23 protein-coding genes are annotated in these 21,389 nt (G+C 67.8%); 9 read left to right on the plus strand and 14 right to left on the minus strand.

The window, feature by feature from the left end; genetic code table 11:
* The gene (locus OG817_RS11925; RefSeq protein ID WP_406054057.1) at nucleotides 1-828 is read left to right on the plus strand and encodes a sugar phosphate isomerase/epimerase family protein; all 828 of its coding nucleotides are present in this window, start codon (nucleotides 1-3) and stop codon (nucleotides 826-828) included.
* A gap of 167 nt (nucleotides 829-995) precedes the next feature.
* Here the strand turns inward: OG817_RS11925 and OG817_RS11930 are convergent, their stop codons facing one another.
* The 5 genes from OG817_RS11930 to OG817_RS11950 form a co-directional block, all read right to left on the minus strand.
* The gene (locus OG817_RS11930) at nucleotides 996-2,153 is read right to left on the minus strand and encodes a hypothetical protein (RefSeq protein ID WP_406054060.1); all 1,158 of its coding nucleotides are present in this window, start codon (nucleotides 2,151-2,153) and stop codon (nucleotides 996-998) included.
* 128 nt (nucleotides 2,154-2,281) lie between these two features.
* Nucleotides 2,282-3,328 (minus strand): glycoside hydrolase family 43 protein, encoded by a 1,047-nt coding sequence (locus OG817_RS11935; protein ID WP_406054062.1) that lies wholly within the window; start codon nucleotides 3,326-3,328, stop codon nucleotides 2,282-2,284.
* Between the two features lie 202 nt (nucleotides 3,329-3,530).
* On the minus strand, nucleotides 3,531-4,649 hold the full coding sequence (locus tag OG817_RS11940) for a nucleoside hydrolase (protein ID WP_406054064.1): 1,119 nt from the start codon (nucleotides 4,647-4,649) through the stop codon (nucleotides 3,531-3,533).
* 95 nt (nucleotides 4,650-4,744) lie between these two features.
* The gene (locus OG817_RS11945; RefSeq protein ID WP_406054066.1) at nucleotides 4,745-6,034 is read right to left on the minus strand and encodes an SLC13 family permease; all 1,290 of its coding nucleotides are present in this window, start codon (nucleotides 6,032-6,034) and stop codon (nucleotides 4,745-4,747) included.
* Between the two features lie 49 nt (nucleotides 6,035-6,083).
* Nucleotides 6,084-6,530, minus strand: a complete 447-nt coding sequence (locus OG817_RS11950; protein ID WP_396396178.1) for a CBS domain-containing protein — start codon at nucleotides 6,528-6,530, stop codon at nucleotides 6,084-6,086.
* A gap of 339 nt (nucleotides 6,531-6,869) precedes the next feature.
* Here OG817_RS11950 and OG817_RS11955 point away from each other — a divergent pair, with 339 nt between their 5' ends.
* Nucleotides 6,870-7,835 carry a PEP/pyruvate-binding domain-containing protein gene (locus OG817_RS11955; protein ID WP_406054069.1) on the plus strand — a complete coding sequence of 322 codons (966 nt, stop codon included), beginning with the start codon at nucleotides 6,870-6,872 and terminating at the stop codon, nucleotides 7,833-7,835.
* Nucleotides 7,836-7,889: 54 nt separating this feature from the next.
* Here the strand turns inward: OG817_RS11955 and OG817_RS11960 are convergent, their stop codons facing one another.
* Complete coding sequence (locus OG817_RS11960; RefSeq protein WP_406054071.1) at nucleotides 7,890-8,864, minus strand: Acg family FMN-binding oxidoreductase; 975 nt, start codon at nucleotides 8,862-8,864, stop codon at nucleotides 7,890-7,892.
* A gap of 184 nt (nucleotides 8,865-9,048) precedes the next feature.
* Here OG817_RS11960 and OG817_RS11965 point away from each other — a divergent pair, with 184 nt between their 5' ends.
* From OG817_RS11965 to OG817_RS11975, 3 genes are all read left to right on the plus strand, one after another.
* Nucleotides 9,049-9,609, plus strand: coding sequence for a hypothetical protein (locus OG817_RS11965; RefSeq protein ID WP_406054073.1), 561 nt, complete (start codon nucleotides 9,049-9,051; stop codon nucleotides 9,607-9,609).
* Between the two features lie 87 nt (nucleotides 9,610-9,696).
* On the plus strand, nucleotides 9,697-10,629 hold the full coding sequence (locus OG817_RS11970) for a universal stress protein (RefSeq protein ID WP_406054075.1): 933 nt from the start codon (nucleotides 9,697-9,699) through the stop codon (nucleotides 10,627-10,629).
* Between the two features lie 18 nt (nucleotides 10,630-10,647).
* Nucleotides 10,648-11,208, plus strand: a complete 561-nt coding sequence (locus tag OG817_RS11975; protein ID WP_406054077.1) for a flavodoxin family protein — start codon at nucleotides 10,648-10,650, stop codon at nucleotides 11,206-11,208.
* A 25-nt stretch (nucleotides 11,209-11,233) separates the two neighbouring features.
* Here the strand turns inward: OG817_RS11975 and OG817_RS11980 are convergent, their stop codons facing one another.
* On the minus strand, nucleotides 11,234-11,887 hold the full coding sequence (locus tag OG817_RS11980) for a helix-turn-helix domain-containing protein (RefSeq protein ID WP_406054079.1): 654 nt from the start codon (nucleotides 11,885-11,887) through the stop codon (nucleotides 11,234-11,236).
* A 235-nt stretch (nucleotides 11,888-12,122) separates the two neighbouring features.
* On the opposite strand from OG817_RS11980, the gene OG817_RS11985 reads away from it, so the two are divergent.
* Nucleotides 12,123-12,776, plus strand: a complete 654-nt coding sequence (locus tag OG817_RS11985; protein WP_396396165.1) for a response regulator — start codon at nucleotides 12,123-12,125, stop codon at nucleotides 12,774-12,776.
* A gap of 6 nt (nucleotides 12,777-12,782) precedes the next feature.
* On the opposite strand, the gene OG817_RS11990 is transcribed toward OG817_RS11985, so the two are convergent.
* The 7 genes from OG817_RS11990 to OG817_RS12020 all read right to left on the minus strand — a co-directional run bounded on the left by OG817_RS11990 (nucleotide 12,783) and on the right by OG817_RS12020 (nucleotide 19,684).
* Nucleotides 12,783-13,328: a flavodoxin domain-containing protein gene (locus OG817_RS11990; protein ID WP_406054081.1), complete on the minus strand. Its 546-nt coding sequence runs from the start codon at nucleotides 13,326-13,328 to the stop codon at nucleotides 12,783-12,785.
* Between the two features lie 70 nt (nucleotides 13,329-13,398).
* Nucleotides 13,399-14,214 (minus strand): universal stress protein, encoded by an 816-nt coding sequence (locus OG817_RS11995; protein WP_406054083.1) that lies wholly within the window; start codon nucleotides 14,212-14,214, stop codon nucleotides 13,399-13,401.
* A gap of 149 nt (nucleotides 14,215-14,363) precedes the next feature.
* Nucleotides 14,364-15,341, minus strand: a complete 978-nt coding sequence (locus OG817_RS12000; RefSeq protein WP_406054085.1) for an Acg family FMN-binding oxidoreductase — start codon at nucleotides 15,339-15,341, stop codon at nucleotides 14,364-14,366.
* Nucleotides 15,342-15,436: 95 nt separating this feature from the next.
* Nucleotides 15,437-17,185 (minus strand): GAF domain-containing protein, encoded by a 1,749-nt coding sequence (locus OG817_RS12005; protein ID WP_406054087.1) that lies wholly within the window; start codon nucleotides 17,183-17,185, stop codon nucleotides 15,437-15,439.
* 48 nt (nucleotides 17,186-17,233) lie between these two features.
* Nucleotides 17,234-17,680 carry a pyridoxamine 5'-phosphate oxidase family protein gene (locus OG817_RS12010; protein WP_396396156.1) on the minus strand — a complete coding sequence of 149 codons (447 nt, stop codon included), beginning with the start codon at nucleotides 17,678-17,680 and terminating at the stop codon, nucleotides 17,234-17,236.
* 388 nt (nucleotides 17,681-18,068) lie between these two features.
* Entirely contained in the window at nucleotides 18,069-19,286 is a 1,218-nt protein-coding gene (locus OG817_RS12015; RefSeq protein ID WP_406054089.1) for an RNA polymerase sigma factor, read from the minus strand.
* 11 nt (nucleotides 19,287-19,297) lie between these two features.
* Complete coding sequence (locus tag OG817_RS12020) at nucleotides 19,298-19,684, minus strand: YciI family protein (RefSeq protein WP_396396153.1); 387 nt, start codon at nucleotides 19,682-19,684, stop codon at nucleotides 19,298-19,300.
* 123 nt (nucleotides 19,685-19,807) lie between these two features.
* Between OG817_RS12020 and OG817_RS12025 the strand changes: the two genes are divergently transcribed.
* The 3 genes from OG817_RS12025 to OG817_RS12035 are packed head-to-tail and all read left to right on the plus strand — an operon-like array spanning nucleotide 19,808 to nucleotide 21,378.
* On the plus strand, nucleotides 19,808-20,596 hold the full coding sequence (locus OG817_RS12025; RefSeq protein WP_396396152.1) for a helix-turn-helix transcriptional regulator: 789 nt from the start codon (nucleotides 19,808-19,810) through the stop codon (nucleotides 20,594-20,596).
* Between the two features lie 21 nt (nucleotides 20,597-20,617).
* On the plus strand, nucleotides 20,618-21,007 hold the full coding sequence (locus tag OG817_RS12030) for a VOC family protein (RefSeq protein ID WP_406054093.1): 390 nt from the start codon (nucleotides 20,618-20,620) through the stop codon (nucleotides 21,005-21,007).
* Nucleotides 21,007-21,378, plus strand: a complete 372-nt coding sequence (locus tag OG817_RS12035) for a hypothetical protein (protein ID WP_406054095.1) — start codon at nucleotides 21,007-21,009, stop codon at nucleotides 21,376-21,378. Before OG817_RS12030 ends, OG817_RS12035 begins: the two co-directional genes overlap by 1 nt.
* The last annotated feature ends 11 nt before the right edge of the window (nucleotides 21,379-21,389 follow it).

Genomic DNA, 21,389 nt, shown 5'->3' on the forward strand with positions numbered 1-21,389 from the left:
ATGTGGACACTCTCCGGTTTCGCCGACGAGATCTCACCTGAGCTCTCCGTGCAGTGTGAGGTGCTCAACGGCTTGGGCATCGCTCACATAGAGGTCCGCAGCGCCTGGAACACGAATGTGCTCGACCTGGACGACGAACAGCTGGCAGCCGTGGCCGCACAGCTGCGCGACAGCGCCATCCAGACCTCCTCGATCGGCTCGCCGATCGGCAAGATCTCGGTCGCCGACGATTTCGACGAGCACCTGCGCCGGTTCGACCGGGCCCTGCAGGTGGCGGAGGTGCTCGAGGCGCCGTACATCCGGATCTTCTCCTTCTACTATCCAGAGGGCGACGAACCCAAGCAGCACCGTGACGAGGTACTGCGGCGGCTGTCGACGCTCGCCGAGCGGGCCGCGGGGCGGGACGTGATCCTGTTGCACGAGAACGAGAAGAAGATCTACGGCGATCTGCCGGAACGCTGCCTCGACATCATCGAGTCCGTCGGCTCGCCGAATCTGAAGATCGCCTGGGATGCGGCGAACTTCGTCCAGTGCGGGATCTCTCCCTTCCCGGAAGCCTTCGAGCTGTTGCGCCCACATCTGGAGTACGTGCAAATCAAGGACGCCCTGCTGGCCGACCAGCGCGTAGTAGTGGCGGGTGCCGGCGACGGCGGCGTCGCCGAGACGATGCGCGCCCTCAAGGCGGACGGCTTCGACGGCTTCTTCTCGATGGAACCCCACCTCAGCAAAGCCGGCCCAGCCGGAGGCTTCAGCGGCATCGAGCTGTTCCAGCAGGCCACGAACGCCTTCGTCGCAATCCTCGAACAGGAAAACATCCCCTACCGCTGACCCAGCAACGCGACAGGATCGCGGAAGAAGAGTCTGCTTTGTGCAGAGCCTCAGCCGGCCGGCCAAAGCTCCAGGTGGGTCGCCAACGCACTCCGACCAGTTCCTGCCTCAGGGCGCTCACGCTCAGACGACAAAGGTAGTCGTCGCCCAGCACGAGGTTGAGGTGGTCAGTGGCTGGTGATGACGAGTGTCGGTGGGTCGTGGACGGGGCCGGGAAGTGCGTTGGTCTCGTAGGGCTGCCGCCGTCCGGGCTGCCAGGCGAGTAGCCGGGTGCGGGATCCGGCGTTGAGGGCGATCACCAACCAGTCTCCAGGCCCGGCGAATGCCAGACCGGGTTGAGACTTGGCGGGCAGTTCGATTCCCGGCACGATGTCCAGCCGGCCGGTGTCGAGCCGCATGATCGCGATGTCCATGGGCGGGAGCGGGTGGTCGTCGTACCGTGAGTCTGTCGCTGCTCGTTCGATCAGGAAGGCAATCCTCGTGCCGTCAGGGCTGACGACGCCGCAGCAGGCGGGGCCCGGAAGAGGGGATCCGAGGGTCTGCCCGCCGGCGGTCGATCGGCGGCGCAGCGTGCACGGTGACGCGTCGTCGTCGCAGCCACTGGTCCAGAGGACTTGGCCTGCGCCGACCGCGAGCGGCGCCACGTGTTGTTCGAGCTTGGCCTGCAACCGACCGGTGCGTGCGTCGACGAGCGCGAGCCACGTCGGTGAGATCCCCGGATCGGGCTGCATTTGCCCGACGATCGTCTCGCCCACGATTGCGGATGCGTAGAAGCCGTGCGGCAGCCGCACCCGCTGCCCGCCGGTGACCGGAGCGATCGTCGCGTAGGGGTTGTCGATGTCACTGGCGAAGGAAGCGATCCATACCCGGTTGCCATCGGTCAGCGGTGACTCGGTGGGACCGAGTGGGCGGACGACGCTGACCCGGTGATCGACGCTGATGCGCACCATGGCATACGGAGCTGTCTCGTCGCACGACTCGGTCGTCGCGTACGCCGTGACCGGATCACCGGCCAGGACAGCGGCGTACTCGCCCGGACGGACGACCGCGTCCGGCAAGGTCGTCGCTCGGCCGCTGTCGAAGTCGACGAGTCGGAGCCGGTCTCCGCCGAGCAGTACCTGGATCCCGGTTTGCTGCGCCGGTGGCGCGCTCGACACGATCGGCAGCAGCGTGTCCGCTCCGCAGGCGCCGGGCGCTGTCGGCCATGCCTGCGCCGTCCGCCCGTCCGGAATCGTGCTGATCAGATCGGACGGCGTGGGACTCGGCACGGCCTGACGGTCCGAACGATCCGTCGAGGCGTGGAGGACGATCAGGGTCAGCACCACCAGGACCAGAATCCATCCGGCCCTTCGGCGCCCACGTCCCGAAGTCTTCCCGACTTCGAGGACCTCGTCCTGATCGTGCTCCACACCACCATGAAATCACTGCTCCACCAACCGCCGGAGCCCGATCGCTATCTCGGTGGGACGGGCGGGAGGAATGCGGGGACGTTCGGCGTGGCGTCGTCCTGACCCCATGCGAGTTTCGCGGCGTACATGACGCGCCTCTTGTTCGGGTCGGTGACCACGCCGTCGTACTGGCATGGCTGGTCATCTGGTGTGCACACCCAACCGTGCAGGTAGATCAGGTCCGGGCCGCTGCCACCGGTCACGACGTCGGCTCCGCCGGGGCCGCACAGGCCGGTGTTGGCTTGATCCAACAACACATGCTCTTGCTTGTCCGCGAACGACCATGGGTCGGTCGACCGCCGCCACACGGTCGAGTAGCGGCACTGGTCGAACCAGTTCGCCGATGCCAGGAGGACGTATTGGTCGCCGCGCTTGACCATCACCGGGTTCTCGATGCTGTCCGCGTGCCGCACCAGTTCGTGGCTGAGCTCGCCCCGGCCGTGCAGGCCGTCTGCCGACAGCGGGAACATGCGGATGGTGCCGGGCGTCTTCTGCGTCTTGTACAGCAGATAGCGCCGACCATCGGAATCCTGGAAAGGACTCGGGTCGATCACCCCGGCGGTCGGATCGGGGCGATCCGCGGCCGGGTCGTCGCCGCCGAGGATCGGGCAGATCAGTGGAGTGTCGGTCGGTGTGTAGGGGCCGCCGGGATCGCCGGCCACTGCCGTCCCGATGCACCGTTGTCCGGCGAAGCCCTTCGCCTGCGCGGCGTAGTACAAGACCCAGCCGGCCGAGGTCTGCCAAGCATCCGGAGCCCAGACCGCGCCTGTGCCGGCCGCCCAGGCTCCCCAACGGCTCAGCGCGTTCGGCTGGGCTGTCCACGGCCCGCCGGGTGTGCTGGATCGTGCGACCTCGCCCAGAGGACCGCCGGTCATGAAGGCGTAGTACTGGCTACCTACCCGCAACAGACCTGGGTCGGCCGCACTCGGACCGTAGACCGGCGCTGGTGCCGGCCGCTGAACTGCTGCCGCACCGGACCCGACGGTCCACAGCAAGGCAACCGCGCAGGCAGCCAACACAACGACCAACCGTTTACCCGTTCGACCGCTCACGCCATGCCTCCTCAGACTCGCCGCGACCTGCCGTCACCCCGCCCGGCCGGATGGTCTAGCCGCGAATGAGAGCCCAACGGTATACGCAGGTTTACAACGCTGTAAACCCAAGTATGTAAGTCGATTGACAGTCCTTCAGGCATCTTCCTCTGCCGGGAACGCTGGGATCCGCAGCGGTAGCAGCATCGCTGACCTCGCGTGCCTAGTGCCGGCCGCCGTTGAGGGTCGACGTGAACGTGTCTTCGAACCGTGCGCCGTCGGCGGTGTATCCGATCAGTTGTGGTGTGCCGTCGGGAGCGACGATCGTACGGCCCGACGAAGCGCCGTCGAGGACCACGGAGACACGTCCCGGCCGGTACTGGACGAGGTCGTCGCGCGGCCCTAGGACGAGTGATGTGGCGGCGAGCGCGTCCCACCAGAACATGATGTCGAGCTCGATGAGCGGAGGCAGGTCCGGTTGAGTGAGGATCGCGTGCACAAGCCGCGCCTCCACCGTGTCGGCCGTGGCGCCGAGACGGTCGACGTACGCCTGAGTGATCATCACGTGGTTCGTGGCGTCCAGCGGAACGATCCGGATCCGCTCGGTGGGCATCGTCCGGAACACGAAGTCGGCTGCGTTCGGGTCGATCCAGAGGTTGACCTCCTGGGTGTTGTCGAACCCGCCAGTTGTCGAACCGAAGAGATTGCCCGGTACGTCGAACGCTCCACCCATCACGTAGAGCGAGGCGATCTTCTGCGCGACACCTCCGTGTTCGCGCAACGCCGCGGCTACGTTGCTGAGCGGGCCGGTAGCCAGCATCGTCACGGGCTCACGCGAGCTCAGGACCGACGTCGCGATCAGCTGTGCCGCTGTCACCGAGGACGGTTGGTCGGGTTGGTCGGCGTCGTCGAGCGCTCCGGTCAGGACGCGCTCGAACGTCTCCCTCGCCTCTGGCGGTGCCAGGTGCACACCAGTCGGTGAACCATCGGCCACCGGAACGCGGGGAAGACCGCACTTCTGGAGAATCGTGCGCGCATGCGTCAACGAGCGACCCGCCGTACCGATGCCGTTGTTCACCACGGTGACGGCGCGCAGTTCGATCCGGCCTTGCTTGTGCGCCTGACAGAGGAACGCCAGTGTCGACGCATCATCGAAGTCCAAGTCACTGTCGTAGACGACCGGAACAGGCCGGTGCCCCGCCGGCTCCGCCGCAGTGGCCACCGTGGCCGGAGCTACTCCGACAGAGGCAATGCTCAGCGCCGCCCCGGCTGCCAGTACGGCGATACTCTTCCGGAACCGGACTGTCCACACACGGGCACTGATCCGCCTGGCTCGCTTCATCGACAACTCCAAGGTCGAACCGATCGAAGCGATGAGTCTTCCCGACCTCGCTTTCAGTTCGCTTTCATCCCGAACCGCGGGGTTGTGCTGCCTTCTCAGGTGAACGCGAAGTACCGCAGCCAGAGGTACGGCGCGGCGACTGCGATGGTGATCGCGGTGATCACTACGCCCTTGCGGGTGAATTCCCAGAAGCTGATCGGGTACCCCGCTCGCAGCGCCAGCCCGATGACGACCACGTTGGCACTGGCGCCGATCGCCGTGGCGTTGCCGCCGAAGTCCGCGCCGATGGCCAGCGCCCACCACAACGCGTGGGCCTGGGACGGGTCAGCGACGGTCTTGGTGAGTTCGAGCACCACGGGACTCATCGTGGCGACATAGGGGATGTTGTCCACGATCCCGGACAAGACGGCTGAGACGAGCAGGATCAGCATCGTCGCCAGCAACGCCCGGCCCTCGGTCGCCGCCCCGACCGCGTCCGCCAACCTGCTGATCACACCGGTCTTGACCAGCGCACCGACCATCACGAACAGCCCGGCGAAGAACAGCAACGTCTGCCACTCCACGCTGCCCATGTAGTCCTTGGTCTTCACGCCTGAGATCAGCACCAGCAGGCCCGCGCCGAGCAGGGCGACCACTGACGGTGCGATGCCGAACAGTGACCGGCCGATGAAGCCGGCGAAGACGAGCACCAGAACCGCGCCGCATTTGATCAGCAGCACCTTGTCCGCGATCGCCTCCCGCTCGTTCAGCCGCATCACGTCCTCGACACGGGCCGGGTCGACTGCGAACGACCCGCGGAAGATCCTGGGCAGGACGAGCGTGAACACCACGAGCTCGATCACCACCAGCGGCGTCAGGTGCATCACGAAGTCGTTGAAGGTCAGTCCGGACCGGCTGGCGATGATGATGTTCGGCGGATCACCGATCAGGGTGGCCGCGCCCCCGATGTTCGACGCCGTCACCTCAGCGATCAGGAACGGCACCGGGTTGATCCCCAGCCGCTCGCAGACCAGCAGGGTGACCGGTGCGATCAGCAACACGGTCGTCACATTGTCCAGGAATGCCGACGCGCCGGCGGTGATCAGCGTCAGCAGGATCATCACCCGGAGAGGAGAGCCGTTGGCCCGCTTGGCCGCCCAGATTGCGACGTACTCGAACACGCCGGTCCGGCGCAGCACGCCGACGATCACCATCATCCCGAACAGCAAGAAGATGACGTCCCAGTCGACGCCCGTGTCAGGGGAGTAGAAGGCGTGCTCGGAGTCGGTCACCCCGAGCGCGAGCAGGACTGCCGCGCCACCGAGCGCCGCCAGCAGCTTGTGCGTCCACTCGGTGGCGATCAGGACATAGGCCAGAGCGAAGACGACGACGGCGATCGCCGTCATGCCACAACTCCGGCGACGCAACGCAACAGCGTGGCGGCAGCGGACGAGATCAGTCCTTGGGCACGACCAGTTCGAGCAACCGGGACGCGGTGATCGCGCCGATGATCTCCCGGTCCTTCACCACGGCGACCAGCGGACAGCGCAGGCGGGCCATGGTGGCCGCGATCTCCAGCACCGTGTCGTCGTGGTTGACCACCGGCAGCTCGGCCGGCTCCGACGGCAGCAGCTTGCGCACAGGCACGCCGGACAACTTGTCCGCGACCCTGTCGGCCAACGGTTCGTCGATCACCCGAGCCAGCGACGGATCGTCCTGGACGTAGCTCGGCACCAGGAACCGAACGACCTGCGACGCAGGCAGCACGGAGTACGGCGTGCCATCCTCGCGGACCACGATCAGACCGGGCAAGCGTCGCGCCGCAAGTAACTGCACCGCTGCGCGCGCCTCCGAGTCCAGGCTGACCACCGGGAACTCCTCGGCCATCTGCTCTCCGTGCACACTCGCAGCCTACGCCGCAGCCACACGCGTCTCGACCGGCTCTCACGGGCTTCTGACAGCGATCGGCGAGCGTCACACAGCCTCCAGGGTCGACGTCCAACCCGCACCCCGAACAGGGACGGGCACTGCCGACCAGACTTCCCGGCGCTCCGGGCCCCAGCCTTCCTCATCCACTCACAAGGTCCAAACATCGACCCCACGAACCACGGGCTGGTACGTCCGGGCTGAGTTGTCACGAACGACGGGACTTTCGGCTCTGAACACAATGCGGCGCCTCAACCAGTGTGGAAGTACAGGTAAGTGGCCGGTTCGAGAAAGTCGAGGGGGAGGCGGTAGCTGATGAGCACCGAGAGGATCGTTCGTCTTCAGGACGACGCCGCGACCGACGCTGCTGTGGTCGGTGTGAAGAACTCTCGGCTGGCGGAGCTGTCACGGGATGGCATTCGGGTTCCGGTCGGCTTCGTGGTGACCGCGGCGGCGTACGAGGAGTTCGTGCGCGAGGGGCGGCTCGGGCCGGTGATCGCGCGTGAGATCCGCAGGTACCGGGTCGGCCGGGACCTGAGGGTGGTTGCGGCCGCGATCCGCACCGCCTTCGGTGCCACGTCGTTGCCGCCGGCCTTGGCCGACGAGATTCTCGCCGCCTACGAGGAGCTGGGTGGCGACGGCACCGAGGTCGCCGTCCGGTGCAGCCCGATCACCCCGCAGGACGGGGCACGAGACGAGCTCTTCCTTCATCTGAACACCGGGGCCGATGCGCTCGCCGCGTGCCGGCGATGCTTCGCGGATCTGTTCAGTGCCGCGGCCGTCGGCGACCGCGAGCTCTGCGGACCTGACCACCTGACTGCGGCCATGCCGGTCACGGTCCAGCTGATGGTGCGCTCGGACCGCGGCGGCTCGGGCACGGTCCACGGCGAGAGCTCGTTGGTCCGGGTCAGCGCGGCCTGGGGCCTGGGGGAGCCGGCCGCCGACGATCCCGACCAGTTCTCGATCTATCCGGGCAGCCATCCGATGATCATCAGGCACCGCGGCGCCAAGCGAACGAAGACCGTGTACGCCGGACGCCGGGCGACGCGGCTGGTTCCGACCACACCGAAGGAGCGGAGCGGGCTGGTTCTGTCCGACGGCGAGTTGCAGGTCCTCGCGCAGTGGTCGGTCCTTGCCGACGCGCGCTGCAAGCGGCGGATGGAGCTCGATTGGGCCAAGGACGGGGTATCGAGTCAGCTCTACGTGGTCGAGGCCCGGCCGCTGACCTTCCCGCCCATCGTCATCAGCACACCACCTAGAGCCGGAGTCCTTCAGCACTGAACCGGCCGCTCGGACGAAGCGGTGTGTGATGTTCGAGTCTCCTGGTCCGGTTTGTCAGAACCATTGGTCGAAGGACTCGCGCCAGTCTCGGCGCGAGGTGCTGTGCCCGGAGTGAGCCGGGTAGCCGATGCGCATCACCATCTGCGGCCACGAGCCACCGCCGACGAGCTCGCGTACCGCGGCCCGCGCCGTGTTGTGCTCGAGCAGTTGATGGAGAAATGACGCGGCGAGGTCGTAGGAGGTCGCGACGAGCAGCACGCGCTCGAGGGCCATGCCGGCTCGCAGCCAGGCGGCCGCGTCTTCTTGCGGCGTGCACAGGACGGCGAGGCTGGGCCGTTGCTCGAAGACGGCCTGACTGCGGTGCGTACTGTCGAATCCCGCGGAGAGGTCGCGGACGAACGCCGGCCGAGTCGGCAAGGGGCCGAGCGCGCTCTCCTGGACGCCGTCGGATGGTCTGTCTCCACCGATCCACCGGAGCCGCTCGTGCAGGCGGTCCTCGTCGTGCAGCTCTGTGTCATCGACGCGCCGGAGCAACTCGCCGAGCCGGGATGTCTCGTCTGGGTCGAGCCAGCGTAGAGTCGCGCGCTCGGCCTGAGCGGCGTCGTCGAGTCGTGCCAGCACGCGCGGTGCGATGCCCTGATCGAGCATCGGCCCGCGATAGGTGTGCCTGCGACGCAGTTCGCCGTACAGACGGCCCAGTTCTGGCACTGGGGACTTGCGGTCGGCCAGGAAGATCCGCGCCACCACGTCCGGGTGGTGGGGGTCGGGGTCAGGTGCGAGCTGCGATTCGTGGCCGAGCATCGCCGCTGCGATCCGGAGGTTGAGGACGGCGGCGCCGATCCCGATCCGCGCCGCACGACCTGCCGGATCCGCGACGGGCAGCGTGCGGTTCCGATCGAGCAGCACGTCAACCACCGGACCGTGGATCTCGAACCGCCACGGCTGCGTGTTGTGGATGGACGGGGCGTGCATCGCTGCAGTGAGCAGGATGGCCACCTCGTCCTTGGTCAGGGTGGTTGTCGCGTTCATCTCGTGTCCGTTCCGGCCCAAGTCTCGTGTTCTCTCAGGGTGTGGACGGTGCGGAGCGGTTGCCAGCGGCAAGGGTCCCGGCCTGGAGGGACTTTCGGCTCGCGACGGTGAGGTGCGACGGCCCTGACCGGCGTGGGGGAGCGGGCAGACGATCAAGGTGTCGAATCGAACGAAAGGAACGACGATGACCACCACGCCGCACCGACACGACCTACCGGCTCCCGCAATGGAGCCCGACGGCGATCGCCACCTGATCGTCACCACAGCTGCGGGCCGTGCGCTCGCCGTACTGCGGATTGCCTTCGGCCTGACCTTCTTGTGGCCGTTCTTCGACAAGCTGTTCGGGTTCGGCTACGCCACTCCGGCCGGTAAGGGCTGGGTTGACGGTGGCGACCCGACTGCGGGTTTCTTGGGTAAGGGCACCAGTGGCCCGTTGGCGGACTTCTATCAGTCTCTGGTGGGTGATTGGTGGGTGACTCCGTTGTTCATGGTCGCGCTGGCCGGTATCGGTCTGGCGCTGACGTTGGGTATCGGGATGCGGATCGCGGCTGTCAGCGGTTCGCTGTTGTATCTGATGATGTGGTCGGCGAATCTTCCGCCGGAGAACAACCCGGTGCTGGATGAGCACATCCTGGGTGCCATCACGCTCGTCGTTCTCGCGCTCGTTGCTGCTGGCAATGTGTGGGGCTTGGGCGGTTGGTGGGGCAAGCTCGACATCGTCGGCCGCTACCCGTGGCTGCGGTAGCCACAATGCCCGCGACGCTTTAGTCGTCCTGCCCTACACCCCCTGCTCGTTGGTCGTAGTTCCTGTAGTGACAGAGAGGTAGGCGAAATGAGTACCTGGAACAGGACCGGCCCGGTTGTGGTCGAAGTCGACGGCAGCGCGGAGAATCTGCGGATCGTGGACTACGCGTCCACGGAGGCACTGCGGTGTGGTGCTGAGCTCGTGCTGGTCGCGCCGTACTCGGCGCACGCCACGGTCTCGCCGATGATGCCGGGGTATTCGCCGAAGGCGCCGGCCGAGCGCGCAGACGACGCATTGCGAGCGGCTGTCGCACACGTGCGGCATCGGGACGGCTATGCAACTGAGCTGGCCGCCGTTGCCGGTGAGGGTTCGCGGGTCCGGGTCCTCGCCCATGCCGCACGGAAGGCGAGGATGCTGGTGGTCGGCCGATCACGCAGTCGTGGTCCGCAGCGGCTCATGAATGCCCACACCAACCTCACGCTGGCGAGCCGCGCCGGCTGCCCGGTGGTCGTCGTACCGGCGTCGTGGAAGCCGTGCCTGATGGATCGCAAGGTTGCCGTCGGCATCGACGGTACGGCGCTGTCCGCCGAGGCACTGGAGTTCGCGTTCGGCACGGCGGCCGGGCGGGAGGGCGACCTGGTCGTCGTCCACGCCGGTCTGCCCGCCGAGCACGCGTGGAACGACGAGGATCCGGACCACTCGTGGATCAGCCGTGCTGACCACCTGTTGTCCGAAACCCTCGCTCCGTGGACGGGCAAGTTCCCGAACGTGAGAGTGACCCGGTTCCTGAGCAGCCGCCAGCCGGCCGCAGCGCTGGTGCACGAGAGCAGCGAGGTCGGCCTGGTCGTGGTCGGCTCACACACCGGCGCGTTGCCGGTCGACCCGGTGGCACGCCGCTCGGTGGCCGCGATGACCTGCCCGGTCGCGATCGTGCCGCACCACGTGACTGCCACCGAGCACGAAGGATCAGCGCAGCGCCGCGACGTGAGGCGCGGCGAGCTGGTCGTTCCGACGTACTGACACCGTAGGAGGTCGATCATGTCCGACATCACACGTGCACTCGTCGTTTACGAGTCCATGTACGGCAACACCGCGCGGATCGCGTCTGCGATCTGCGCGGGTCTGCGGCAGAGCATTCCCACCGAGATGGTGCCGGCTTACCGGGCGCCGACGGTGATCCCCGGTGACGTGCGGCTGCTCGTCGTCGGCGGACCGACACATGCGTTCTCGATGAGCCGCGCGTCCACACGTCAGGAGGCCAGGAACCAGCACACCGTAGTGATGCCGACAGAGACCGGGATCCGCGAGTGGCTGGACATGCTGACCGCGGACACGCCGTCCACCCCAGGACGCCGGCGCGCCCAGGTCGACGTCGCAACCTTCGACACACGCATCGCCAAGGTCCGCCGGCTCCCCGGCTCGGCCGCGAGATCGGCTGCCAAGGTGCTGCGCCGGTTGGGCTTCCGAGTACTCCTCGGGTCTGCGAGCTTCTTCGTGGACGAGTCGACCGGACCGATCCGCGAGGTCGAGATCGAACGCGCGCGCCGCTGGGGCGAGGAGCTCGGCCGTCTGCACGCCGGCTCGGCGACCGCGGCATGAGCCGGTGAGCCCTTCGGCTGTGTGATCACCAAGAGCGGATGCGCCGGCCGGAGATGCGGCGGGGCTCGATGGCGATGTAGGTCTCGCGGGTGCCGCCGGCCCAGGGCTCGACACGGCCGAGGGCGGCCTCGATCTCCTGGCCGGTGGCCGGCCGGACCGTGCCATTCACCAGCACGCTCCAGCCGTCCCGAAGACTCTCGTCGACGGCGTCGATCTCGAACGCGATGGGCGCGAGGTCGTACTGAGCGACCGTGCTGTCGGCGGCTGTGCGGAAGACGATCAGCTCGTTCACGTAGCAGTAGTTGACGGGGATCACGAGGAGGTCGTCGGCCCGGTTGAACGCGATCCGTCCGACGACGCCGGCCTCGATCAGCTTGATGCACTCGTCCCGGCGCATCGGTTCCAGCTCGGGCTCCGGCGTCAGGACCGCTCGTCGGGCCGACCGGCTCCGGTGCGGTGCGAACAATCCGCTGATGGTGGTGTCGAGTGCGCGCGACAACCTGAGGAGCTCACCACCGGTCAGCGCTACCGGCCGTGTTTCGATGCGCTCGATACGGCGCGTGCCCATACCGGTGCGCTCGGCGACCTCCGCCGTACTCAGCCCCAACTCGAGCCGACGATGCTTGACTCGAGTGCCGAGGTCACCTGGCACCTGCACGTTCTGCGACCCGATGTCCATCGGACTCCGCCTCCCTTTCGTTCTGCCCTTCCAGGCAACCAGGCGGGTGGCGAGAGCTGCAGGGGACGAGGACCTGAGGCCGCAGGCCGGCGGTCGTCTTCTCGCCTTGACTGCGCAGGTCAAAAGTCCTGCGCGGAGCGGGACAGTTGCCCCTGCTACGTGGCGTGGCGGGGGTGGATGCTGGAGGCGAGCTCGCCGACCGGAGCGGACGGCGGGTGAATCCGAAGGAGCTGAGATGACGATCAGGGTCTTTCTGCTGGACGACCACGAGGTGGTCCGGCTGGGGCTGCACCAGCTGCTCGAGGACGAGCCGGACATCGAGGTGGTGGGTGACGCTTCGACCGCCGCGGAGGCGCTCGCGCGCATCCCCGCCGTTCGGCCGGATGTCGCCCTCCTGGACGTCCGGCTGCCCGACGGCGACGGCGTCTCCGTCTGCCGGGAGATCCGCTCCACGATGGAGAACCCGCCGGCTTGCCTGATGCTCACGTCGTACTCCGACGACGAGGCACTCTTCACGGCGATCATGGCCGGGGCCGCCGGATACCTGCTGAAGCAGGTACATGCCAGCGACCTCGTTGGGGCGATCCGCCGCTTGGCCGCGGGAGAGTCCTTGCTCGACCCCGCCATGACCCAGAAGGTCCTGGAGCGTCTGCGGCACCCGGTGGTGGAGGAGGATCCCCGGTACGCCGCGCTCACCGAGCAGGAGCGCAAGATCCTTGCCGAGATCGCCGTCGGCAAGACCAACCGCCAGATCGCGCAATCGCTCTACCTGGCCGAAAAGACAGTCAAGAACTACGTCTCCTCCCTCCTCCGCAAACTCAACGTAGAACGCCGCACCGAAGCCGCCGTCTTCGCCATCGAACACGCGAAGAACCAGCGCAAGTCGTAGCGACAATCACCTGCCAGGATCAGGCTGGGAACGTGGGGCGGTGCCTGGTCCTGCGTGGGTGGTGGAGATGGCGGCGCCGATGCCGGCGGACCAGGTGCGGATCTTGTCCCAGTCGCGGGAGTCGGCGGCCATGTTGCCGGCGGCCAGGCGGCGGGCGAGGAAGCCCTTGGCGGTGGCGGGTTCGAGTCGGCCGGCGAAGGTCATCGCGGGAGTGGCTCCGATCTCACGAGCGAGTCGTCGGACGGCCGGAGGCATCTCCTGAGCCTGGTCCTTGTCGGGACCAACCGGGCCGCTGTGGAAGAGCCAGACCTGCCGCTCGCGGAGCTCATCGCGGTTCCTTCGCAAGAACCGCACCGCCTCGCGCCGCCAGCGCCGGATGTAGATGGCGCTGCCGAGGACCACGACGTCGTACGGCTCGACGGTAGGGACGGACGTGACGTCGAGGACGTCGACCGGGTGGCCGTGCGCCCGCAGTTCGGTGCCGATCGCCTCGGCGATGCCCGCGGTCGCACCCATCTTGGTGGCGTAGGCAACCAATACCTTCTTGGACATCGAGACCTCCTTCGGGTCATTTCCAGGACATCAGCAACCGAACGACCGGGTCAGTGCCGAACGACCTGGGTCAGCGGGTCCGATGACTGTCGAGTGCCGGGGTGGGTATCACGGCAACCGGGCATGGGGCCTGGTGCAGCACGGTCTGGCTCACCGAGCCGAGCAGAAGACTCGCGAAACCGCCGCGACCGCGGGACCCGACGACCAAGAGCTGGGCGTCGGCGGACCATTCGAGCAGCAGCTCGGCCGGGTGGCCGGTCACCTGGACGACCTCAGCCGTCCGCAGGCCCTGCAGAGTCCGCAGGGGCGACGCGACGTCATCCTCGCCCTCCGGGAGAACCGTGACGATCCGGGCGACGAGTCCGTGGCGATCGGCGTACTGCAGGCCGAAGTCCACGGCGGCGTCTGCGGCGGGAGAGCCGTCGTACCCGATCACCACGCGGTTGCCGACCACTGCGTCTTCTGCGGGCCGTACGACGATGACCGGGCAGTGGGCGTGGGCAGCGAGCTCCAGTCCGGTGGAGCCGACCAGCAGGCCGAGCGTCCGGCCGGCGGAACGGCTGCCGATCACGATCAGCTCGGCGTTCCGGGATTCCGCCAGCAGCACGGGCGAGGGGAAGCCGTCGACCCTGTCGGCCGTGACTGCTACGCGAGGCTCGAACGTGCGGGCCAGGTCCAGCGCCTCGGCAACGATCTTGTCGGCAGCGGCGCGCAGCCCCGGGGCGACATCGCTTGGTCCCAGCGGCACCCGGAACTCCGCCCACACAAACGCATGGACAAGACGCAGACCGACACCCCGGGCCGCCGCTTCGACCGCGCCCCAGCGGATCGCGCTCTCGCTGACGCCCGCACCGTCGATGCCGACGACAACTCTCTTCTCAACCATGCGACCACGATGCCGGGACGAGGTACTACGAGCGAAGGGGCGAAGGTCCCGCGCGTGCGGTGCCGACGGCCCTGTCAGCGTTCTCGGATGCGCGCCGACGACTCGTCAGAGTGGTCAGCGGACGCGCGGCTCCTGCTGCAACGAGCTGGTCATGACTCCTCCTTGGTGCGAAGGAACTCCGAGACCGGCCGCCGGCCGGTTCCGTTGCCGGGCCGGCTGTGGGCGAAGCGGATGATCATGTGCGCATGTCCCGGCCGCTGAGTCAGTCGCTGCACCGCACGGCGCAGGTCGTCGAACTCCAGTGGCTGGTTCAGGAACGACGCGCTGACGCCTTCACGGGTCGCGGTCAGCAGCACTCGTTCGAGGGCCAGCCCTGCCGCGACCTGGTCCGTAGGCTCGTCGCCCTCCGTGGACAGGATGGCCAGGTCCGGGTGTTCCTCGAAAGTCGTCTCCGTGCGCATCCGGTCGACCGGCCGCGTAGCCATGTCCCGAACGGAGGCCGGGTAGCTGGCGGACCGTGGCCCGAGCGCAGTGCTCGGGATGCCTTCGGTGGTGCGGTCACCGCCGACCCAGTGCGCGCGTTCGGCGCGGCGATGCCAGTCGTGGACTTCGCGGAGATCGGTGTCGATGACCATGTCGAGTACGGCGCGGACTTCGGGTTCGCCGAGCCAGGTCAGTTCGGCCCCTTCGGCGTACGCGGCCTGCAACAGAGCGACCTTGATGCTCTCCGGCAGCGGCTGCGCGCCGGACGGGTTGCGATCGGTGTGGCGCCTGGGGATCTGCTGCGCCAGGTCACGCCGCTCGTCGTCCGGCCTGCTGGTGGGTTCGACGACGATCCGCGCCAGCAGGTCGGGCTCTTCCGGGTACGGCGCCAGGCCGAGCCAGGTGCCGTAGCCGAGCGACTCGGCGGCGCAGCGCAGGTTGAACGTTGCCGCGCCGGCCGCGATACGCATGGCCCGGCCCGTCGGGTCCTCTGCCGGCAGGGTGCGCGAGCCGTCGAGGAACAGGTCGATGACGTGCCCTCCCACCTCGAACCGCCACGGCTGGGTGTTGTGCATGCTCGGTGCGGCGACGGCCGCCGCGAGCAGGACGTCGATGTGTTCCGCCGACAGCTGCTGGTCAGACACCGGATTCTCCTCCCACTGGTTCTCTTTCAGCGTGGCCGGTGGGAGTACGGTCCCGCTGCGGGCAAGAGTCCTGACTCGGGGAGGCCGTTCGGCCGTCAGTTGCCGGTGATCGGTGCCGTGAATTCCACGATGGTCCCGTGGGGCTGGTTCTCGGTGATCTGAACGCCTCCGCCGAGCGCCTGGGCGCGTTCGGTGAGGTTGCGCAGCCCGCTGGAGCGGCGGCGCGGCCCGATGCCGACGCCATCGTCGGAGATCCTGGCGACGACCTGCTCGGAGTCGACCGACAACTCCACGGTGACCTGGGAGGCCTCCGCGTGACGGACGACGTTGGACAGGGACTCCCGCACGGTTGCGAGGATCTGTGGCCGGACGGTGGTCGGTACGACGGTGTCGATCGGGCCGGTGCAGATCAGTCGGGGCCGGAACCCGAGCGGCTCGGCGTACTCCGTGACCAGCGCCTGGACATCTCCGCGGAGCGAGCTGCTGTCGGGCGTCTGCTGGAGCTCGAAGATCGCGGCCCGGAGGTCGTGGATGGTCGTGTCGATGTCGTCGACCGCTCGGCTGAGCCGCTGCTGATGCTCGGGACGAGCCAGCCGGTGCATGCCCTGGAGCTGCAGTCCAGTCGCGAAGAGTCGCTGGATCACCAGGTCGTGCAGGTCCCTCGCGATCCGATCGCGGTCTTCCAGCACGAGAATCATGTCCCGGTCGCGCTGTGCCTGGGCCCGTTCCAGGGCCAGGGTGGCCTGGCCGGCGAATATCCGGATCAGGTCGGCGCCCTCAGAGACCCGGCTGTTCGCGCCCTGCTCCGCGGCGACCACGAGGAGTCCGCCGGTGCCGGTACTGCCGGCCGGCAGTGGCACCATCGTCGTACGGCCGAGGTTGGTGCCCTCCGGGAACTCGGTCAGCACTCCCGCATCCTTGAGGAGCCGGGCCAGGTCCTCGATCACGACCTGTTCGCCACCGGCTATCGCGCGACCGAGCAGAGGCAGGTCGGCCGGGATGCGACGTCCGAGGAAGTGACCGAACTCAGGCGGACCGTCGACGGCACTGACGACCAGCTCCGAGTCCTCGGCCAGCAGGATTGCCGCGACCTGTGCGCCGGATACCTCGCGTGACCGCTGCGCGATCAGGAGGAGTGCCTGGTCGGGATCGAAGTCACCGAGCATCAGCTGGGTGATCTCGGCGGTGACCTCATGCCACCGCCGACGCTGCTCGGTGTCGGCGTACAGCCTGGCGTTGTCGATGACGACGCCGGCCGCGGCCGCGAGTGCGGTGACGGCGCGCTCGTCGTCCTCGGTGAAGTCGGCGCCACCAGTCTTCTCGGTCAGGTACAGGTTGCCGTACGCGTGCTCCCTGGTCCGGATCGGTACGCCGAGGAAGGACTTCATCGGAGGGTGGTTCGCCGGGAATCCGTACGACCGCGGATGCTCGGCAAGATCGGTCAGCCGAATGGGCTCGGGGTCGTCGATCAGCAGGCCGAGGATCCCGTGCCCCTCGGGGTACGGGCCGATGGCCGCGATCTCCTCGTCGGTGACACCGTGGGTAATGAACCGGACGAGCCGTTTGCCGTCCGGGCCGACCACACCGAGTGCGCCGTACCGGGAATCGGCCAGCTCGCAGGCGGCGGTGACGATTCGGTCGAGGGTGCTGTTCAGGTCGAGGTCGGCGCCGATCCCGACGACTGCGTCGAGGAGCGCACGAAGTCGCTCCTGGGAGTCCATGATCTCGTCCACCCGGCCGAGCAGTTCCTGCAGAAGCGCGTCGAGACGCACCCGGGAGAGTCCGGCGAACTCCAGCGCCCCCTCGTCCCAGCGTCCCCGCTCCGCACGCGAACCCTCAGGCACGGCCTCAGACTACGGAAAGTCGTTGATGATGTGAACCAGAGTCGGGGTCTACGAAGCGCCGGCGTGTGGACGCCGGGCCCACGGGAGCAGCCGTCGTCCGTGCACCGATTCGATCCCCAGACGGATCAGTTGCGGATCGTCCATCGGGAGCCAGGAGTGCAGCGGGAGCGAACGGCGCAGCGAGTCGGCCTCATCCGCCGAGACCACGGACAGGTGGCCGATGGCTGTGACGGTCCAGCCGAGCTGTCGATCGAGATCGACATCGTCGGCCTCGAAGGCCACCACGTCACCGCGCTCGGCCGCGCGGAGCTTCTGCCCCGGTCCGGTGTTCACAACGACGGTGTCGTCGTCCAGCACGAAGTTGACCAGCCTGATCGCCGGGAGACCACCGAGCGTGTAGACCAGCCTGCCGAGCGGAACTGAGCCGAGCAGTCGCAAACACTCCGGCGGACTCAGAATCTCGAGGCGGGACTGGTCGAACTGGGTGGTGGTCATCACGGTCTCCAGACAGCAGACGAGATGCAGTTCTCGTTCACCCATCAACCATCGGCGGATGCGGAGCCCGGCAGTAGGGCCGAAGGTCCCGCCTCGACACCTACAGGTCAGGACGGCTGCTCCCGGGCCCGGGCCGATTGAGGGTCTGATATCGAGGAGCTCGGGACCTTGGGCTCTGCCTGGCGGAAGGCGGAAGCGTGAGTCTGGAGTCGCTGGGGAGCGGCCGGCTCGCCGGAAGCGGACCGAGAACAGGTGGCCACCATTCAAGAGGTCCGCCGTCACCACGGTTCCGGTACGGAGGGCCGGTCTCAGCGTCCACGACGGTCACGGTGAGTAGCCGCCCGATTCATCGGACGCTACCGAGTGCTCGAGGTGTACCTACGAGGTTTCACACCTCACGCTCGAGGGCTTCGCTTCGCCGGCGGAGGAACTGGATCTCGGGCTGGGTTCTGGCCAGCTCTGCCGCGAGGGCGTAGGCGTCGGCTGCCTCGTTCCGTCGGCCGAGGCGTTCCAGCATGGAGCCGCGCGAGGCGTGCAGCAGGTGGTACTCGGCGAGCTGGTCGGCGATCTCGTCCAGCATGGCCAGGCCGGTGACCGGCCCTTGGATCTCGGCCAGCGCGACTGCGCGGTTGAGCGCGATCACCGGTGTCGGCATGACGGTCAGCAGGCGGTCGTAGAACCGTACGATCGTTGGCCAGTCGGTGTCTCGGTAGTGCGGGGCCGCACAGTGGATGCCCTGGATCGCCGCCTGGAGCTGAAATGGCCCCGGGCGGCGACTCCGAAGGCAGACAAGGACGAGTTCGTGGCCTTTGGCGATCAGCGATCGGTTCCAGAGCGACCTGTCTTGGAACTGCAGCAGTACTACGTCGTCACCGCGACCGCGTGCCGGCATTCTCGCCTCGTTGAGCAGCATGAGGGCCAGCAGGCCAACCGCTTCCGGCTCGTCGGGCATCAGCTCCACCAGCACACGCGCCAGCCGGATCGCCTCGGTGCACAAGTTCCGGCGGTTGCGGATGTCGTCGGCGCCGGCGTTGTAGATCAGGTACAGCACCGACAGCACTGCGCGAAGGCGGTCCGGAAGTTCGGCCTCGTCGGGAACCCGGTAGGGGATGTGCGCTGACTTGATCTTGTACTTCGCCCGCACCAGTCGCTTCGCCATGGTCTCCTCGCTCACCAGGAACGCCGAGGCCACCTCCGCGGGGGTGAGTCCGGCGATCAGGCGCAAGGTCAGCGCCACCTGGTGCTCGATGCGGATGGCCGGGTGGCAGCAGGTGAAGACGAGCCGCAACTGATCGTCACGCATGAGCTCCGCATCCTCGGATCGGACGGTGGACTCCTGCCGCCGCCGATGGTCTGACGCGACCTGCTCGGCGAGTTCGCGTCCGCGTCGCCCGCGTCGGACGGCGTCCACGGCTCGGTTGCGCGCGGTGGTGACGATCCAGCCGGCCGGGTTGTCGGGCACACCGTCGCGCGGCCACCGCTGGACAGCCGTCACGAAGGCGTCCTGTACGGCGTCCTCGGCCAGCGCGATGTCACCGAAGATACGGGTCAGGGTGGCCACGGCTTGGCCGTGTGCCTCGCGGAAGGCTCGCTCGACGTCGTCCATCTACCGTTCCGTCAATGTCCTTCACCGTCCTGGAGCCGCCCTGTTGCGCGGAACGGCCGGACCTCGATCGCGTGATTGATGGCCTCGACGACTTTGTCCGCCCACTCCAGTGCCTCGTCGAGGTTCTCGGCGTCGATGATGTAGAAGCCGCCGATGTGCTCCTTGCCCTCGGCGAAGGGTCCGTCGGTGGTGACCTTGTCGAGGCCGGTGCCTCCGCGCACCACGGTGGCCGCGTCGGGGCCGTGCAGGGCGCCGCCGAACACGAACGCGCCTGCTGCGTCCATCTCCTCCTCGAGCGCGATCACCCGGCGCATGAAGGCTTGCATGTCTTCGGGTGTCGACGGCGCGCCCTCGACCTGGTTCTCCGCCTCATAGACCGACAGCAGGTAGTGACTCATTCCCTACTCCTCGTCTCCGCGGGGTCGTCCCGCTCTGACCTACTGACGAACGGCAGCGCCCGGATCAGGACACCCTGGGGACAGGATCTCAGGAGTGTCCCCGCCCGCGTCTACGCTCCGAACATGAACCGCATCGACCGCCTGTACGCGTTGGTGGAGGAGTTGCGTGCGGCCGGACGACGCGGACGTACGGCGCGGCAACTGGCGGCACGTTTCGAGGTGAGCGTTCGCACTGTCGAGCGTGACCTGAGCGCGCTCGGGCAGGCTGGTGTCCCGCTGGCGACCAAGCAGGGCAGAGGCGGCGGGTACACACTCGACCGATCGATGAGCCTGCCGCCGCTCAACTTCACTCCGCGCGAAGCGGCGGCCGTGGCCGTGGCGCTGAGCCGGACCGAGCATGTCTTGTTCACAAACGATGCCCGCAGCGCGCTGCAGAAGATCGTCGCCGCGATGCCGGAGTCGGCGCTGGTGGAGGCACGCGATACCGCGGACAAGGTGCGGCTGATCGTGCGGAAGGTGCCGGACCCGGACGCGGAGGTCGCCGAGACCATCTGGCGAGCCGTGCGCGACAACCAGGTGCTGCGCATCCACTACATCGACGTCGGCGGCGTTCGCACGGAGCGTGAGGTCGAGCCGCAGTACGTGGTGGTCGGCACCAACGGCTCCTATCTCACCGCGTGGTGCCACCTGCGAGGCGACGACCGGGTGTTCCGCATGGACCGCATCATCGCGGCCGAGCGGACGCCGCGCCTCCCGAGGCTGCGGCCTGTCGTCCCCGAGCCGATCGTCGACGGTCACGAGATCAAGCTGCCGGCGTCCGTGCTTCGTCCCGAAGATTCTCTGCCGAACTCCGACATAGGGCTGTCGCGAACGACTGCCACGGTGGGTGCAGCCCGTCGTTCCGGCGGGTGATCCGATCAGAAGGAGACGCACATGACCACCCCCGCTCCCGGCACCTTGGCCTGGTTCGAGGTCGCCACCAGCGACGCCGACGCCGCCCAGAAGTTCTACGGCAGCCTGTTCGACTGGACCTTCGAGGTCAACGGCCCCGCTGCATCCGGTGAATCGGACTACCGCAACATCAAGGCCTCCGGCGCTGACGGTCCGATGGGCGGCATCTTCGGCACTGGCGGCCAGGTGCCCGACCACGCCGTGTTCTATATCCTCGTCGCCGATGTCGAGGGCACGTGTGCCGACGCTGAGCAGCTCGGCGGATCGGTCGTCAGCAAGCACCTCGACCCCGGCCCCGGCGCCCCGAAGTTCGCCTACCTGCGCGACCCGGCCGGGAACCAGTTCGGGGTCTTCACCCCACCTGCGGCCTGATGGCCAAGCGCACCCAGGGCGCGTCCCCGTCGGAGCAGTCCGGCGGGGACCCCGCGGCTCGTGACCTGTACGACGAGCTCACTGACGACCTGCTGTACGACCCTGCCATCGGCCGCGCCACCATGATGGGCTACCCCTGCGTGCGGCTGGCCGGGCGTTTCGTGGCGTCCTACAACGACAGCGCCGGTTCCCTCGTCGTGAAGCTGCCGCGCGAGCGGGTGATCGACCTTGTCGAGACCGGCACCGGCGATCCGTTCGCCCCTGCCGGCAAGGTCTTCCGCGAATGGGTGTCGATCCCGGCACCCGACCCCGAGCTATGGCGCAGCCTCCTGGCCGAGGCCGTCGAATTCGCCCGCAAGTCCCTGGGCTGACGTGGTGTCGG

Source organism: Kribbella sp. NBC_00889, assembly GCF_045207705.1.
In the GTDB taxonomy this organism is placed as follows: Bacteria; Actinomycetota; Actinomycetes; order Propionibacteriales; family Kribbellaceae; genus Kribbella.

Coding starts and splice junctions, on each gene's coding strand:
- OG817_RS12020 (WP_396396153.1), bottom strand. CDS start 19,684: ATGAGTCACTACCTGCTGTCGGTCTATGAGGCGGAGAACCAGGTCGAG.
- OG817_RS11955 (WP_406054069.1), top strand. CDS start 6,870: ATGAGCACCGAGAGGATCGTTCGTCTTCAGGACGACGCCGCGACCGAC.
- OG817_RS11960 (WP_406054071.1), bottom strand. CDS start 8,864: ATGAACGCGACAACCACCCTGACCAAGGACGAGGTGGCCATCCTGCTC.
- OG817_RS11995 (WP_406054083.1), bottom strand. CDS start 14,214: ATGGTTGAGAAGAGAGTTGTCGTCGGCATCGACGGTGCGGGCGTCAGC.
- OG817_RS11925 (WP_406054057.1), top strand. CDS start 1: ATGTGGACACTCTCCGGTTTCGCCGACGAGATCTCACCTGAGCTCTCC.
- OG817_RS11985 (WP_396396165.1), top strand. CDS start 12,123: ATGACGATCAGGGTCTTTCTGCTGGACGACCACGAGGTGGTCCGGCTG.
- OG817_RS11940 (WP_406054064.1), bottom strand. CDS start 4,649: ATGAAGCGAGCCAGGCGGATCAGTGCCCGTGTGTGGACAGTCCGGTTC.
- OG817_RS11990 (WP_406054081.1), bottom strand. CDS start 13,328: ATGTCCAAGAAGGTATTGGTTGCCTACGCCACCAAGATGGGTGCGACC.
- OG817_RS11980 (WP_406054079.1), bottom strand. CDS start 11,887: ATGGACATCGGGTCGCAGAACGTGCAGGTGCCAGGTGACCTCGGCACT.
- OG817_RS11945 (WP_406054066.1), bottom strand. CDS start 6,034: ATGACGGCGATCGCCGTCGTCGTCTTCGCTCTGGCCTATGTCCTGATC.
- OG817_RS12025 (WP_396396152.1), top strand. CDS start 19,808: ATGAACCGCATCGACCGCCTGTACGCGTTGGTGGAGGAGTTGCGTGCG.
- OG817_RS11965 (WP_406054073.1), top strand. CDS start 9,049: ATGACCACCACGCCGCACCGACACGACCTACCGGCTCCCGCAATGGAG.
- OG817_RS12010 (WP_396396156.1), bottom strand. CDS start 17,680: ATGACCACCACCCAGTTCGACCAGTCCCGCCTCGAGATTCTGAGTCCG.
- OG817_RS11970 (WP_406054075.1), top strand. CDS start 9,697: ATGAGTACCTGGAACAGGACCGGCCCGGTTGTGGTCGAAGTCGACGGC.
- OG817_RS11975 (WP_406054077.1), top strand. CDS start 10,648: ATGTCCGACATCACACGTGCACTCGTCGTTTACGAGTCCATGTACGGC.
- OG817_RS12030 (WP_406054093.1), top strand. CDS start 20,618: ATGACCACCCCCGCTCCCGGCACCTTGGCCTGGTTCGAGGTCGCCACC.
- OG817_RS12015 (WP_406054089.1), bottom strand. CDS start 19,286: ATGGACGACGTCGAGCGAGCCTTCCGCGAGGCACACGGCCAAGCCGTG.
- OG817_RS12035 (WP_406054095.1), top strand. CDS start 21,007: ATGGCCAAGCGCACCCAGGGCGCGTCCCCGTCGGAGCAGTCCGGCGGG.